This window comes from Bacillus vallismortis, assembly GCF_004116955.1.
GTDB lineage: Bacteria > Bacillota > Bacilli > Bacillales > Bacillaceae > Bacillus > Bacillus vallismortis.
In genome coordinates this window covers 955198-969410 of the sequence record NZ_CP026362.1, presented here as the reverse complement: position 1 = coordinate 969410, position 14213 = coordinate 955198, and the positions used below count along the sequence as shown (strand labels likewise).

General features: G+C 44.1%; 15 protein-coding genes. 1 reads left to right on the top strand and 14 read right to left on the bottom strand.

The features are described 5' to 3' along the window. Positions 1 to 6: 6 nt before the first annotated feature. The 6 genes from yqfC to rpsU form a co-directional block, all read right to left on the bottom strand. Positions 7 to 288, bottom strand: a complete 282-nt coding sequence (gene yqfC / locus BV11031_RS05250) for a sporulation protein YqfC (RefSeq protein ID WP_010330706.1) — start codon at positions 286 to 288, stop codon at positions 7 to 9. 56 nt (positions 289 to 344) lie between these two features. Beyond that, positions 345 to 761 carry a YqfB family membrane protein gene (locus tag BV11031_RS05245; RefSeq protein WP_010330707.1) on the bottom strand — a complete coding sequence of 139 codons (417 nt, stop codon included), beginning with the start codon at positions 759 to 761 and terminating at the stop codon, positions 345 to 347. A gap of 24 nt (positions 762 to 785) precedes the next feature. After that, positions 786 to 1781, bottom strand: coding sequence for a flotillin-like protein FloA (floA, locus tag BV11031_RS05240; RefSeq protein ID WP_010330708.1), 996 nt, complete (start codon positions 1779 to 1781; stop codon positions 786 to 788). 21 nt (positions 1782 to 1802) lie between these two features. After that, complete coding sequence (locus BV11031_RS05235; RefSeq protein ID WP_010330709.1) at positions 1803 to 3116, bottom strand: NfeD family protein; 1314 nt, start codon at positions 3114 to 3116, stop codon at positions 1803 to 1805. Between the two features lie 130 nt (positions 3117 to 3246). Further along, positions 3247 to 3693: a GatB/YqeY domain-containing protein gene (locus BV11031_RS05230; RefSeq protein ID WP_010330710.1), complete on the bottom strand. Its 447-nt coding sequence runs from the start codon at positions 3691 to 3693 to the stop codon at positions 3247 to 3249. Between the two features lie 14 nt (positions 3694 to 3707). Beyond that, complete coding sequence (gene rpsU / locus BV11031_RS05225) at positions 3708 to 3881, bottom strand: 30S ribosomal protein S21 (protein ID WP_003152957.1); 174 nt, start codon at positions 3879 to 3881, stop codon at positions 3708 to 3710. Positions 3882 to 4053: 172 nt separating this feature from the next. On the opposite strand from rpsU, the gene BV11031_RS05220 reads away from it, so the two are divergent. Further along, positions 4054 to 4977, top strand: a complete 924-nt coding sequence (locus BV11031_RS05220; protein ID WP_010330711.1) for a Na/Pi symporter — start codon at positions 4054 to 4056, stop codon at positions 4975 to 4977. 34 nt (positions 4978 to 5011) lie between these two features. Here the strand turns inward: BV11031_RS05220 and mtaB are convergent, their stop codons facing one another. The 8 genes from mtaB to hemW form a co-directional block, all read right to left on the bottom strand. Next, on the bottom strand, positions 5012 to 6367 hold the full coding sequence (gene mtaB, locus BV11031_RS05215) for a tRNA (N(6)-L-threonylcarbamoyladenosine(37)-C(2))-methylthiotransferase MtaB (RefSeq protein WP_010330712.1): 1356 nt from the start codon (positions 6365 to 6367) through the stop codon (positions 5012 to 5014). Further along, the gene (locus BV11031_RS05210) at positions 6367 to 7137 is read right to left on the bottom strand and encodes a 16S rRNA (uracil(1498)-N(3))-methyltransferase (protein WP_010330713.1); all 771 of its coding nucleotides are present in this window, start codon (positions 7135 to 7137) and stop codon (positions 6367 to 6369) included. The genes mtaB and BV11031_RS05210 overlap by 1 nt, the downstream gene beginning before the upstream one ends. 22 nt (positions 7138 to 7159) lie before the next feature. Beyond that, a complete protein-coding gene (gene prmA, locus BV11031_RS05205; protein ID WP_010330714.1) occupies positions 7160 to 8095 on the bottom strand; it encodes a 50S ribosomal protein L11 methyltransferase in 936 nt (311 codons plus the stop codon). Between the two features lie 24 nt (positions 8096 to 8119). Continuing rightward, positions 8120 to 9250, bottom strand: coding sequence for a molecular chaperone DnaJ (gene dnaJ, locus BV11031_RS05200; protein ID WP_010330715.1), 1131 nt, complete (start codon positions 9248 to 9250; stop codon positions 8120 to 8122). A 198-nt stretch (positions 9251 to 9448) separates the two neighbouring features. Continuing rightward, the gene (dnaK, locus tag BV11031_RS05195) at positions 9449 to 11284 is read right to left on the bottom strand and encodes a molecular chaperone DnaK (protein ID WP_010330716.1); all 1836 of its coding nucleotides are present in this window, start codon (positions 11282 to 11284) and stop codon (positions 9449 to 9451) included. A 23-nt stretch (positions 11285 to 11307) separates the two neighbouring features. After that, complete coding sequence (grpE, locus tag BV11031_RS05190) at positions 11308 to 11871, bottom strand: nucleotide exchange factor GrpE (RefSeq protein ID WP_010330717.1); 564 nt, start codon at positions 11869 to 11871, stop codon at positions 11308 to 11310. A 71-nt stretch (positions 11872 to 11942) separates the two neighbouring features. After that, positions 11943 to 12974 carry a heat-inducible transcriptional repressor HrcA gene (gene hrcA / locus BV11031_RS05185; protein WP_010330718.1) on the bottom strand — a complete coding sequence of 344 codons (1032 nt, stop codon included), beginning with the start codon at positions 12972 to 12974 and terminating at the stop codon, positions 11943 to 11945. 80 nt (positions 12975 to 13054) lie between these two features. Then, positions 13055 to 14194 carry a radical SAM family heme chaperone HemW gene (hemW, locus tag BV11031_RS05180; RefSeq protein WP_010330719.1) on the bottom strand — a complete coding sequence of 380 codons (1140 nt, stop codon included), beginning with the start codon at positions 14192 to 14194 and terminating at the stop codon, positions 13055 to 13057. Positions 14195 to 14213: the final 19 nt, after the last annotated feature.

Here is a 14213-nt window from a genome sequence, read left to right as displayed (position 1 = left end):
TCGGCTTTATGACTCAACATATCGAACGACATCAATCGTACCCTCCAAAAGAATTTCTTCCGGAAGAATCGCCTTGATGACAAAATTTTTACCTGATATGATGCACTGGCCCTGCTTCAGCATCAGCCTCACTTCATTCTCACTGAAAAGCAAAAGGCCTCTGTGGTTTTCTATGTAGATATGAAGTCTGCCAACCATTGTAATCCGCGGCAGATCCATCATAACGTCCGGGGGAATTTCCAATGCTTTTGTCAGCCAAGCTTTTACACGATTCTTTCTTTGCCCCATACAAAAAGAACCCCCTTTCATCTCATATGTATGATTTGAAAGGAGGTTCTAACACTTTAATTTTTGCGGGCCGTGCGCATCGTATGGTGAGGTTTTTTTGCCCTTGGAGGCCCGAACACCTCGCCTAAGACGATCCCTTGTACCACAGTATCTTTATTAACCTGGAGCATTTTTTGTTTTGTATATACTGCTTTTTGTTTAACTGCAGTAAGATCACGTTCCAGCCCTTTTAGATTTCTTTCTGTTTCTCTTCGTCTTTCTTCCGCTTCCCGTCTTGCCTGTTCTATGCGGTTAGGAATCGGTACAGGGGCATCCTCAGACTGCTTCTTTTGAGGAGAAGCCGTTTGCACCTGCTGAGGTTTGTTTCTGTTTTGGCTGTTTTTGTTTTCCTCTTTGCTCTTTTTACCGAAAATCATAGATATGATTCCGATAACCGCTGCGATAATGAGCGGATTGGTCAGTATATCTTCCATCAGCGTTCTCCCTTCTTAGAGAGATTATGATTTACTGTCTTCATCAGACGAATCTTTCGTCAGCTTACCGAATGAATCACGCATGTCTGTGTCAGCATCAATGTTTTTGATATTCATGTAATCCATGACGCCAATATTTCCTTCACGCAATGCTTCTGCCATCGCAAGCGGCACTTCCGCTTCGGCTTCTACCACTTTCGCACGCATTTCCTCTACGCGTGCGCGCATTTCTTGTTCTTGGGCGACAGCCATCGCACGGCGTTCTTCCGCTTTTGCCTGCGCGATGTTTTTATCAGCCTCGGCCTGATCGGTTTGTAAAATCGCGCCGATGTTTTTGCCAATGTCAACATCAGCAATATCGATCGAGAGAATTTCAAACGCAGTTCCTGAGTCCAATCCTTTTCCGAGTACTGTTTGAGAGATCATGTCAGGGTTTTCAAGCACTTTTTTGTGACTTTCAGATGAACCGATTGTAGAGACAATCCCTTCGCCGACACGGGCCACAATGGTTTCTTCCCCTGCTCCCCCAACGAGACGATCGATATTCGCTCTTACTGTAATTCTTGCTTTCGCTTTTACTTCAATCCCGTCCATAGCCACACCGGCAATAAACGGTGTTTCAATTACCTTCGGATTAACACTCATTTGAACGGCTTCCAATACGTCGCGGCCGGCAAGATCGATAGCGGCACAGCGTTCGAATGATAGTTCAATGTTAGCTCGCTGAGCAGCAATCAGCGCGTTGACGACTCTGTCAACATTTCCTCCAGCGAGATAATGGCTTTCAAGCTGATTGGTGGCAACATTAAGCCCAGCCTTATGCGCTTTGATCAGTGGATTCACCACTCGGTTTGGTATAACGCGGCGAAGCCTCATTCCTATCAAAGTGAAAATGCTGATTCTTACTCCGGCAGCTAATGCTGAAATCCAAAGCATGACAGGGACAAATGTAAAAAATACAGATAAAACAATGATCCCTACTACGACAATAGCCAAAATCATTAGTGTTGATGGATCCATATCAATTCTCCTCGATTCTGTTTAAATTTCTCTCACGACGATGCGTGAGCCTTCCACTCTTACCACTTTTACTTTCTTGTCTTTTTCTGTAAATGATCCCTCCGAAACGACGTCAAGGCGTTCATCATCAATAATGACAGTGCCGGCAGGACGCAGCTGTGTATAGGTTATGCCCACTTTCCCTATTAAGTCCGTGCGCGTTTGATTTGATACATAGCCGCTCTCCGTATTTGTCGAATCATTTAACACAAATTTTTTAAAGAATTTCATACGCTTTCCCAACACCCTTGTCAGTAAAATAAATGCTGTAATAGAAACAGCTGAGGCGATCAAGAGAGAAATCGCCATGACAGTGAAGCTTCCCGCGGCTAAAAACAGGCTCGCAACAATCGCTCCTAAGCCCAGTAATCCAATGATTCCCCCGGGAAGGAAAATCTCTAGCAGGATGAGAATCACCCCTCCAGCAAAGAGAAGAACTGTCTCGTATCCAGCCAGGCCGGCTGCGAGATGCCCGTAAAAGAACAGCAATAACGCGATGAACCCAACCGTTCCAGGGATACCGACACCCGGGGAAAAAAGCTCAACCGTCAGACCTAAAAAAGCAATCGTCAGCAGAATAGGCACAATGACGGGGTTCGTCAGCCATCTCGCTGTCTTCTCCATAAAGCTTTCCTCTGCATAACGAATATCCGCTTTTTCGAAACCAAGCTTCTTTACGAGTGCAGTTACATTGTCAGCAGTTCCCTCTGAATAGCCTACATCAATTGCCTTGTCAGCGTTAAGTGTAAGCAGATCTCCCTTCGGAGCACCGACCTCCTTGGCATCTATATCCGGGTCAGCCATAGCGAGCGCATATTTAGGATCGCGATTATTTTTTACTGCCGCATCTTCAAGCTCTGCCAGCCAAAGTGATTCAGCTTTTTGGCCAGCGGCATTGCCTTTACCGTCAATAATCGCGGCTGCTCCCATTTTTCCCCCGGGCGCCATATAAATATTATCGGCTTGCAGGGCAATATATGCACCAGCTGACAACGCACGTTTATTTACATATGCAGTGACCGGAACCTCGCTTTCGGTTATCGAATAAGCTATATCAATAGCTGATTTGACCAATCCTCCCGGCGTATTGATATCAAGAATAATATGATCTGCATGCGCTTCTTTTGCATCCTGTAACGAACGGGACAAAAACGAGGCGAGGCCCTGTTCGACATTTTTCTCAACCGGGATGACATACACCGTTTGTTTTTCTGCTTTTGCGTTCAGTTCTACGCCTAATAAAGAAAGTAATAATATGCTCAAGAGAGCAGCACGGAATCCTTTGGTATGAAGCAAGGGCAGTATATCCCTCCTTCCTTTTTATAATAAGTGCCTTCTCTTTATACGTAACAATGTATCAAAGGTTTCATTTTTTTATGTATAAAAAAAGACATCTCTCTTAGAAAGATGTCCTTTTTTACGCCATTTAAGACAATTGATTGCTAACAAGCTTATTAATTAAGCTTCCATCAGCTTTGCCTTTTACTTTAGGCATAATTGCACCCATTACTTTTCCCATGTCCGCTTTTGAGCTCGCACCAACCTCAGCAATGGTTTCATTTACGATTGTAAGCAGCTCTTCTTCTGACAGCTGCTCGGGTAAATAAACTTCTAAAATGTCCAGCTCTTTTTGAACTTTATCTACTAAATCTAAACGATTAGCGTTTGAAAATTCCTGGAGGGAGTCTTTACGTTGCTTAAGTTCACGAGAAAGGACAGTCAGTTCCTCATCCTCGGTCAAACTGTCTTTCTTAAGCTTAATTGCTTCATTTTGAAGTGAAGCCTTAACCATTCGAACGACAGTCAGTTTGTCTTTCTCACGGTTTTTCATATATAGCTTCATATCCTGGTTAAGACGCTCAAGAAGACTCATAAATCCACCCTCTTTTAGAATTTGCGTTTTCTAGCAGCTTCAGACTTTTTCTTGCGCTTTACGCTAGGTTTTTCATAAAATTCGCGCTTTCTTGCTTCTTGCAAAGTACCTGTCTTTGATACACTGCGTTTGAAGCGACGAAGAGCATCTTCAAGCGATTCGTTTTTTCTAACGACCGTTTTTGACATTCTCTTTCCCTCCCTCCGAATACACCAATCGACTACCTTTAAGTTACACATATAAACATGTACTTTGACATTATAATATAAGCCATCAGTCAGGTCAACTAAGTGAGTTCACTTTTCCGTCATGAGTACGACTGCCTGTCTATATAATGATGGAAAGGGGTTGGTGAATAGGATGTTGATTTTGATCGGTTTTATTGCTCTTATATTATTCTTTCTCGCAGGCATGAACATGCTTCGAAAAGGCCTCATTTCAATGGCGTACTCAAAAATTGAAGAACGATTGCTCTTTTTTACAGACCATCCATTAAAAGCGTTCCTTATCAGTATTGTATTTACAGGGATTCTTCAGAGCAGTTCAGCCTTTATGGTCATTGTCATCGGCTTTGTAAGTGCGGGCGTCCTTCCTTTTAAACGGACGATACCGATGATTCTGGGAACAAATGTCGGATCTACCTTTACAACTGAATTTATCGCCATTAAAATGGATGTTTTGATTTGGATTCTTTTGATTGGCGGCTTATTGTTTTTTCTGACCGGCAGATATCCCTTGAAACAGCTGGGAACAAGCTTTCTCGGACTCGGCATCATCTTTTTTTGCATCACCGGGTTCAGTCACCTTGCAGGACCGCTTACAAAGCTGAAAACAGGAGCAGACGTTCTATACCACGTGAACGATTCAAGCTGGTCCGCATTGCTTATCGGTATGGTGCTGACTGCCATTATTCACTCAAGCTCCGTTTGCATCGGTATTTTGATGAGCTTTATGAATGAAGGCATTATCGGACTGACACAGGCGATGAGCGTCGTGCTCGGGTCAAATATCGGGACATGCATTACAGCTGTTATGGCTGCTGTATCCGGCGGCTATGCTGCGAAACAGACAGCGTATGCCCATGTCGTGTTTAACGTGCTGGGTGTGGCTCTTGTATTTCCTTTCCTGACAGCAGCGACCAGCTTTGTAGAACAGCTATCACCAGATCCCGCACAAAAAATCGCGCATTTCAGCCTTTTATTTAATGTGGTGACAGCTCTTTTATTTCTTCCGCTCACCACCTTGTTTTACCGCTTGATTCACTTTCTCATTCCCGCAAAATAAAAAACCGGTACATGTGGATGCACCGGTTTAAAGGTTAAGAAGATAAACGCATGTGTTCAGTTATTTCATCCTCGACAACACGGACAAATTGCCCTTCGTTGTAAGGATAGCCTGCTTTTAGGATTTTGACTTTCACGATTTTGCCGATCATCTCTTCCGTTCCTTTGAAAACAACTTTCATATAGTTGTCCGTGTAACCGACAAACATGTTTTCTTCTTCTGTTTCCTTATACGCTTCCTCAGGGATAATCTCAAGCACTTCATTTTCATACTGGGAAGCGTATTCCTTCGCGAGCTGGTCGGATAGGGAAATCAGGCGGTGTACACGCTCATTTTTTACGTTTTCATCCACTTGACCTTCCATTCTCGCAGCCGGCGTTCCTGTGCGTTTACTGTAAGGGAAAACATGCAGCTCAGAGAATTGATGTTCTTTAATAAAGTTGTAGGTTTCCATAAATTCTTCTTCAGTTTCGCCAGGGAACCCTACAATCACATCAGAAGTGACAGCTAAGCCAGGCAATGCTTTTTTCAGTTTGTGCAAACGGTCTGCAAAAAACTCCATCGTATATTTACGTCTCATCCGTTTCAGCACAGTGTTTGATCCGGATTGGATAGGAATATGCAAATGGTTGACTATCTTATTTGAACGGTCTAAGACCTCGATCACTTCATCTGTGATTTGGCTCGCCTCGATTGAAGAAATTCTAATCCGTTTCACGCCTTCAACACGAGTATCTAATTCTCTCAAGAGCTTAGCGAAGCTGTAATCTTTCATGTCTTCGCCATAGCCGCCCGTATGAATACCAGTAAGAACAATTTCTTTATATCCGGCATCGACAAGCTGCTGGGCTTGTTTAATGACTTCTTCAGGGTCGCGTGAGCGGAGCAGGCCGCGCGCCCATGGAATAATACAGAATGTGCAGAAATTATTGCAGCCTTCCTGGATTTTCAATGACGCTCTTGTCCGGTCCGTGAAAGCAGGCACATCAAGCTCCTCATACACTCTAGCTTTCATGATGTTGCTGACACCGTTAATCGGCTGGCGTTCTTCACGGTATTGGTCGATGTAGCCGAGCATTTTTTCACGGTCTTGCGTTCCAACGACAATATCGACACCAGGGATCGCCATAATTTCAGCAGGTGAGGTTTGGGCATAACAGCCTGTGACACAGATGACACCGTCAGGATTTTGACGAATGGCGCGTCTGATCACTTGGCGGCTTTTTTTATCGCCCGTATTGGTTACCGTACATGTGTTAATGACATATACATCAGCTGTTTGTTCAAAATCTCTTCTTTCATAGCCCGCTTCTTTGAAAAGCTGCCAGATCGCTTCTGTTTCATAATGATTGACTTTACAGCCAAGCGTATGAAAAGCAACAGTTGCCATTATTGATCACCTCTTAATAACTCTGTTTGATAAGAAATCGCACTCAACGCGTAAAGCGGAGCGGTTTCTGTCCTTAAAATTCTCGGTCCAAGCCCGCACGGCACACCGTCTTTCTCTGTGAGCCGCTCAACCTCCGCTTCTGTTAAACCGCCTTCGGGGCCAAACACGACCAAAAGGGATGATCCTTTCGGAAGGCTGCTTACAACCGCGCTGAACGCGTTTATTTCACCTTGCTTCGATGACTCCTCGTATGCAACGACACATTTATCGAAATCCTGCATCCTTTGAAGAAGCTGTTGAAAAGAATGGACATCCATCACTTGCGGCACTTCGTTACGGTACGATTGTTCAGCCGCTTCCTTCGCAATTTTTGTCCATCTTTCCCGCTTTTTCTTAGCCTTTTTGTCATCCAGCTTGACAACAGAACGCGCGGCTTGGAAAGGGATAAAGGCATGTGCTCCGAGCTCAGTTCCCTTTTGGATAATCCATTCAAGCTTATCTCCTTTCGGGAGGCCGCTTGCAATATAAACCTTTATCGGAAGCTCTCTGTTTTCATTCGTCCATTCTACCACAAGACAGGACACATGATCCTTGGAAACAGATTGAAGTTCACATTTTGCCTCGATGCCGTCTTGAGAGCAGCAGATAATCTGGTCTCCCTCATTCATTCTCATCACGTTCACAATATGATGAACATCTTCGCCGGTTATTGTAAAAGCCGGCGCTTCCTCCATTTGCTGCTTCGTGAGCTCGATAAAATATCGTTGCATACGCTGTGACACCTACTAACTGTTATTTTTTCGCAATAATGCTGACCCAATCTTCCATAGAAAGGATTTCTACGATTGTAAAGCCAGCCTGCTCCAGGGCTTCTTTTACTTCTTGTTTTTTATGCGAGATGATACCTGACGTAATAAAATAACCGCCTTTTTTTAACAGGCTGTACGCTTGTGAAGTAAAGCGAAGAATAACTTCAGCCAAAATGTTGGCAACAATGACTTCATGTTCTCCTTCAATTCCGTCTAACAAATTGTTTTGCTTTACTTGAGCAATATCGCTCACTTTGTTCAGCTTGAGATTGAGGCGTGCACTTTCTACAGCTACGGGGTCAAGATCGTAGGCATGAACCGATTCAGCCTTAAGCATTGCAGCTGCAATGCTTAAAATTCCGGAACCTGTACCGACATCAATCACCTTATCACCCTTTTGCACAAAGCGTTCAAGCGCCTGAATACAGAGTACGGTTGTCGGGTGTGTGCCTGTGCCGAATGCCATTCCCGGGTCCATTTCAATAATCAGCTCATCCGTATGGACCGGCGTATATTCCTCCCACGTCGGCACAATTGTAAACTTTTCAGAAATTTTTACCGGATGATAATATTTTTTCCAGGCAGTCGCCCACTCTTCTTCATTGACTTCAGAAATCGTGATGTGATTTCTGCCCAAATCAATATTGTAAAGAAGCAGATTATTGATTGTTTCTTTAATGCCGTCCACTGTTTCGCCCAGAAAGCTGTTAACCGGCAGGTACGCTTTAACAATGACACCCTCGTCTGGATAATCATTGGGGTCGAGCTGGTAGATTTCCCCGTACACATTCTCACGTTCTTTTATTAAATCAAGCGGGTCCTCTATCACAACCCCACTTGCACCAGCTTCATGCAAAATATTTGAGATAGGTTCGACCGCTTCATGTGTTGTGTGAATGCTTAATTCGGACCATTTCAAAACTACCAACTCCTCATCCAATAATTAATCGCCTTTGAACGCGCGTTTTACCTTATCAAAGAAACTCATTTCCTGTTCGTCAGGCAGGTTTCCGCTGACCTCGGCAAATTCGCGGATAATGTCTTTTTGTTTATCAGTCAGGTTTGTCGGCGTGACGACACGGACGACGATATGCTGGTCACCTTGTCCATAGCCTCTGACATTTTGAACGCCTTTGCCTCTTAATCTAAATTTTGTTCCTGTCTGTGTACCAGCTGGAATTTTCAACTTCACTTTTCCGTGCAGCGTCGGAACTTCCACTTCATCTCCAAGAGCAGCCTGAGCAAACGTTAACGGCATTTCACAGTAAATATCATCGCCGTCACGTTCGAAGAACTCGTGAGCGCGTACGTGGAACACAACAAATAAATCTCCGGCAGGGCCGCCATTTACGCCTGGTTCACCCTGTCCCGCGAGACGAAGCTGCTGTCCGTCATCTACACCGGCTGGAATGGTCACGCTGATTTTTTTGCGTTTTTTAATTTTTCCTTTTCCGCCGCAATCCGCACATTTGTCCTTAATGATTTTGCCCGTGCCTTCACAGTGGTGGCAGACCCGTCTGTTTACGACTTTTCCAAACGGCGTATTTTGCTCCACGTTCAACTGGCCAGAGCCTCCGCAGTGCGAGCACGTTTCGGGATTTGTTCCAGGTTTCGCACCTGAACCTTTACAAGTATCACACGTTTCCTCGCGCGGAATTTCAATGGTTGTTTCTTTACCGAAAGCGGCGTCCTCAAACGACAAGGTCATCGTATACTGCAAGTCGGCCCCTTGGCGCGGCGCGTTTGGATCTCTTCGTCTTGTGCCTCCGCCGAAAATGCTTGAGAAAATATCATCGAAACCAAACCCGCCGAAATCTCCGCCGCCGCCAAAACCGCCGCCGCCGAAGCCTTGGTTAGGATCAGTATGGCCAAATTGATCGTAATGTGACCGTTTTTGGTCATCAGACAGCGTTTCGTACGCTTCTTTTACCTCTTTAAATTTTTCATCTGATCCTGCTTCTTTGTTAATATCAGGATGATATTTTTTTGACAGCTTCCGATAAGCTTTTTTAATTTCATCCTTAGAAGCGCTCTTACTTACTCCCAGCACTTCATAGTGATCACGCTTACTCATCTCGCTTCACTCTCCCGAATTTCTCACATAAATTAGATTGTATCATTTTGAATTATGATTTTTCAATTCCTTTTATCCCGGGCAAGAAAAAAAGTCAAAGCCAAGAGATGCCTGACTTTGACTTTCTAATCATTGAATCAGATTATGAAATGGGTTCTTTCCGATCAGCCCCAAAAGAGGGACTGGCTCGAAAAAAACTTATTTTTTGTTTTGGTCGTCGTTTACTTCTTCGTATTCAGCGTCAACAACGTTGTCATCCGCTTTGCCTTCTGCGTTTGCATCGCCTTGCGCTTGCTGTTGTTTAGCAGCTTCCTCGTAAAGCTTCATAGAAAGCTCTTGAACGATCGTTTGAAGCTCATCTTTTTTCGCTTTGATCTCTTCAAACTCGTTTTTCTCAATCGCCGCTTGTAAAGCGTCTTTGGCATCATTGGCTTTTTTCACTTGTTCTTCGTCCACTTTGCCTTCAAGATCTTTTAATGTTTTCTCCGTTTGGAAAACAAGCTGATCTGCTTCGTTGCGGACTTCGATTTCTTCTTTTTTCTTCGCATCAGCGTCAGCATTTTCTTCCGCTTCTTTTACCATGCGTTCGATCTCATCATCAGAAAGGCCTGAAGACGATTTGATTGTAATGTTTTGCTCTTTTCCTGTGCCTAAGTCTTTTGCTCTTACGTTTACGATACCGTTTTTGTCAATATCGAAAGAAACTTCGATTTGAGGCACGCCGCGTGGTGCTGGCGGGATATCAGTAAGCTGGAAGCGGCCGAGTGTTTTGTTGTCGGCAGACATTGGGCGCTCACCTTGAAGAACATGGATATCAACAGCTGTTTGGTTATCAGCAGCAGTTGAGAACACTTGAGATTTGCTTGTCGGAATCGTCGTGTTGCGGTCGATCAGTTTTGTGAACACGCCGCCCATCGTTTCGATACCGAGAGAAAGCGGTGTAACGTCAAGAAGAACAACGTCTTTTACGTCACCAGTGATAACGCCGCCCTGAATCGCAGCACCAAGCGCCACAACTTCGTCAGGGTTTACGCCTTTATGCGCTTCTTTTCCAGTTTCTTTTTTGATCGCTTCTTGTACAGCAGGGATACGTGTAGATCCGCCGACAAGGATGACTTTGTCGATTTCGCTTGCAGAAAGTCCTGCATCTTGAAGCGCTTGACGGACAGGACCCATTGTACGCTCTACTAAATGTGAAGAAATCTCTTCGAATTTAGCGCGGGTTAATGTCAGTTCAAGGTGAAGCGGTCCCGCTTCTCCAGCTGTGATGAACGGTAAAGAAATTTGCGTAGAAGATACGCCGGAAAGATCTTTTTTCGCTTTTTCAGCTGCGTCTTTCAAACGCTGAAGCGCCATTTTGTCTTTTGACAGATCAATGCCGTTTTCTTTTTTGAATTCAGACACAAGATGATCGATGATGACTTGGTCAAAATCGTCACCGCCCAGACGGTTGTCACCGGCAGTTGAACGAACTTCGAATACACCGTCGCCTAGTTCAAGGATTGAAACGTCGAATGTACCGCCGCCAAGATCGTATACTAGGATCGTTTGATCTTCCTCTGTTTTATCAAGCCCGTATGCAAGCGCAGCTGCAGTCGGCTCGTTAATGATACGTTCAACTTCAAGACCTGCAATTTTTCCAGCGTCTTTTGTCGCTTGACGCTCAGCATCGTTAAAGTATGCAGGAACTGTGATCACTGCTTTTGAAACTGTTTCGCCAAGATAGCTTTCAGCGTATGATTTCAGGTGTTGAAGGATAATGGCAGACACTTCTTGAGGAGTGTAATCTTTTCCTTCAACTTCAACTTTATAATCAGTACCCATATGGCGTTTAACAGACATGATTGTGTTAGGGTTTGTGATAGATTGGCGTTTAGCCACTTCCCCTACTTGGCGTTCACCGTTTTTGAATGCGACAACTGATGGTGTTGTGCGGTTTCCTTCTGCATTAGCAATAACTTTAGGCTCGCCGCCTTCAAGCACTGCAACACATGAGTTTGTTGTACCTAAGTCGATTCCGATAACTTTACTCACTTGAATAACCTCCTGCTATGTAATTATTGATTCACTTTGACCATGGAAGGACGAATGACGCGATCCTTCAGCTTGTAGCCTTTTTGCATTTCCTCAACAACAATGTTGGAGCCGTAATTTTCATCTTCGGCCTGCATCACAGCTTGATGCAGATTTGGATCAAATTCCTGCCCTACAGCTTCGATGGCTTCCACGCCTTCTTTTTTTAAGGCTTCTACGAGCTGGCGGTGGACCATTTCCATTCCCTGAAGCAAACTCTTCGTCTGTTCATTGTCGGCCTCAACCTGCAGCGCTCTTTCAAAACTGTCAAGAGCCGGCAGCAATTCAGCCACGATGTTTTGAGAACGGTATTTTTGGGACGCTTCCATTTCTAAACGGCTGCGTCGTTTATAATTTTCAAAATCTGCTTGAACACGCAAAAGTTTGTTTTCTTTTTCTTCAAGCAAACCTTGCAATTCATTCATTTTATTTTCAAGACGTTCACTTTCATTTGTTTCTTCCCGCTGCTCTTCAGCGGCAGCTTGATCTTCCATGACTTCTTGCTCTTCTGTTTCGTTTTGTTCAACGGTTTGTTTTTCTTCTGACATTGTGTTCACCTCCCTCAAAGTGTAAGAAGAAGGGCGGGTGCTGCCCTTCGATAAAATTTGCCAAAATTCCCTTATTCATCATACAAACTTGTCAATGCTTTTGACAAGTCCGAAGTCACATGCTGAAGCAGACTGACAACCCTGGAATAATTCATGCGGGTCGGGCCGATGATCGCAATTGAGCCGATCTGCTTCTGATCAACGGAATAAGAAGCCGTAATCAGACTGCAGTTTTCCATCTCTGCATAGTCGTTTTCTTTTCCGATTTTAATCGAAATTCCCGTGTGGGGGGATTGAACCAGCTTTAGTACGTCCTGTTCTTTTTCGATTAATGAAAGCAGCGACCGCACTCTGGTGATATCATGGAACTCCGGCTGGTTCAGCATATTGATTTTTCCGCCAAAAAACAGTTTTTCAACGTGGTTCGTGGAATGAAATGTTGAACGAAGCGCGTCAAGAATATTGTCATAGTTCTTAATGTGCTGTCTTAAATACATGACGACTTCCTTAAAAATGCGCTCATTCAGTTCATCCATTGGAACGCCGCTTAAACGGTCGTTTAGTATATTCACCAGTTTTTCAATATCAGACAGATCCATTTTGGCTGGAAAATTAATCGTTTTGTTTTCCACGTGCCCTGTATTGGTAACGAGAATCGCTACCGCCTTATCGGGCTGAATCGGTATGATTTGAATCTGTTTAAGGTAATTCTCACTCAGCTTCGGCCCGAGTACGATGGATGTATAATTCGTCAAATCGGACAAAATTTGCGCTGATTTTTGAACTGTCTTTTCCAGCTCGAAAATTTTCTCTTTGAAGATCGAGTGGATTTGGTCCATGTCGCTTTTCGTCAGTTTGACGGGTGACAGCAAATGGTCAACATAGTACCGGTACCCTTTTTCTGACGGAACACGTCCTGAGGATGAATGGGTTTTCTCTATGAAGCCCAATTCTTCCAAGTCAGCCATCTCGTTTCTTATTGTTGCAGAGCTAAATGTGATTTCATCTTTTTTCGAAAGAGTTCTTGACCCTACCGGCTGCGCCGATTGAATAAAATCGTTGATTATGACCTGAAGGATCAGCAGCTGACGATTTGTTAACATCATCATCACCTCTGTTAGCACTCTCAATAAGTGAGTGCTAATTCTATAACAAAAGTATCAAACCACAAGAAAAATGTCAATTATAACTCACCCAAAAAAGCGCCAAAAACTTCATTACCTAATAATTTCCCCTGATGAGTCAAATAAATGGCAGACTCCGATTGATGAATCAGGCCTTTTTCTGTGAGATCTTTTAATACGCTTGGGAAAAGCGCATCCAGGGAACGCCCGTATTTTTCTGCAAAGTGCTTTTTGCTGATACCGGCTGTTTTTCTCAAGCCTAAAAACATTTCTTCTTCAATTTGCTCTTCTGTTGTCACTACATGAGTATCTCTGTAGGGGAAGCCTTTTTCAGCGATCAGATCAATGTAATGTTTAACAGGTCCGACGTTTACTGTACGCGTGCCGCCAATATATCCATGGGCCCCGGCTCCAAATCCGAAATATTCATCATTGCTCCAATATGTGAGATTGTGCTTTGACTCCATGCCTCGCTTGGCAAAGTTGCTGATTTCATATTGATGAATGCCGTGAGCTTCCATCCGGCTCATCACCATTTCATACATTTCAGCTTCCTGCTCCTGCGGCGGTAGATGCAGCCGCCCTTTTTGCATGAGATTATAAAATACGGTTTTCGGTTCTACAATGAGAGAGTACACCGAATAATGCTCAGCATCCAGCGATAAAGCTGTGTCTAAGGAATGATCCAGATGCTTGAGGGTTTGACCCGGGAGTCCGAACATTAAATCAAGACTGATATTGTCAAAACCGATTTCCCGCGCCCTTTCAAAAGAGGCAAATACATCTTTTTGTTTGTGCACACGGCCGATTTTTTCTAACAAGTCGTCTTCGAACGTTTGAACGCCAAAGCTGAGACGGTTTACGCCTGCTTCTTTTAATATGTTTAACTTCGCTGCGGACAAGTCGTCCGGATTCGCTTCAACTGCAAATTCCGCTAAGGCGCTCGAGGGCTTCAGCACTCGGATGATGATGTCCATCAGCTTTTTGAGCTGTTCCTCAGATAGAGAGGTCGGCGTGCCTCCTCCGATAAAGATCGTTTTGAGGCGAGGCTGCCCTGTTTTTGCAATTGTATTTATCATTTCCTGTTCGAGCGCGTTTAAATACTCGTCGACAGGCTGGCTTTGAATAAAATATTTATTGAAATCGCAGTAGTGGCAAATATGCTCACAAAACGGGATGTGGATATAGGCTGATTTCAACGAATTCACCTTCTTTACA

Excerpts from the sequence above, each read along its gene's own strand:
- yqfC (WP_010330706.1), bottom strand. The coding sequence starts at position 288 with ATGGGGCAAAGAAAGAATCGTGTAAAAGCTTGGCTGACAAAAGCATTG.
- BV11031_RS05245 (WP_010330707.1), bottom strand. The coding sequence starts at position 761 with ATGGAAGATATACTGACCAATCCGCTCATTATCGCAGCGGTTATCGGA.
- floA (WP_010330708.1), bottom strand. The coding sequence starts at position 1,781 with ATGGATCCATCAACACTAATGATTTTGGCTATTGTCGTAGTAGGGATC.
- BV11031_RS05230 (WP_010330710.1), bottom strand. The coding sequence starts at position 3,693 with ATGAGTCTTCTTGAGCGTCTTAACCAGGATATGAAGCTATATATGAAA.
- rpsU (WP_003152957.1), bottom strand. The coding sequence starts at position 3,881 with ATGTCAAAAACGGTCGTTAGAAAAAACGAATCGCTTGAAGATGCTCTT.
- BV11031_RS05220 (WP_010330711.1), top strand. The coding sequence starts at position 4,054 with ATGTTGATTTTGATCGGTTTTATTGCTCTTATATTATTCTTTCTCGCA.
- mtaB (WP_010330712.1), bottom strand. The coding sequence starts at position 6,367 with ATGGCAACTGTTGCTTTTCATACGCTTGGCTGTAAAGTCAATCATTAT.
- BV11031_RS05210 (WP_010330713.1), bottom strand. The coding sequence starts at position 7,137 with ATGCAACGATATTTTATCGAGCTCACGAAGCAGCAAATGGAGGAAGCG.
- dnaJ (WP_010330715.1), bottom strand. The coding sequence starts at position 9,250 with ATGAGTAAGCGTGATCACTATGAAGTGCTGGGAGTAAGTAAGAGCGCT.
- grpE (WP_010330717.1), bottom strand. The coding sequence starts at position 11,871 with ATGTCAGAAGAAAAACAAACCGTTGAACAAAACGAAACAGAAGAGCAA.
- hrcA (WP_010330718.1), bottom strand. The coding sequence starts at position 12,974 with ATGTTAACAAATCGTCAGCTGCTGATCCTTCAGGTCATAATCAACGAT.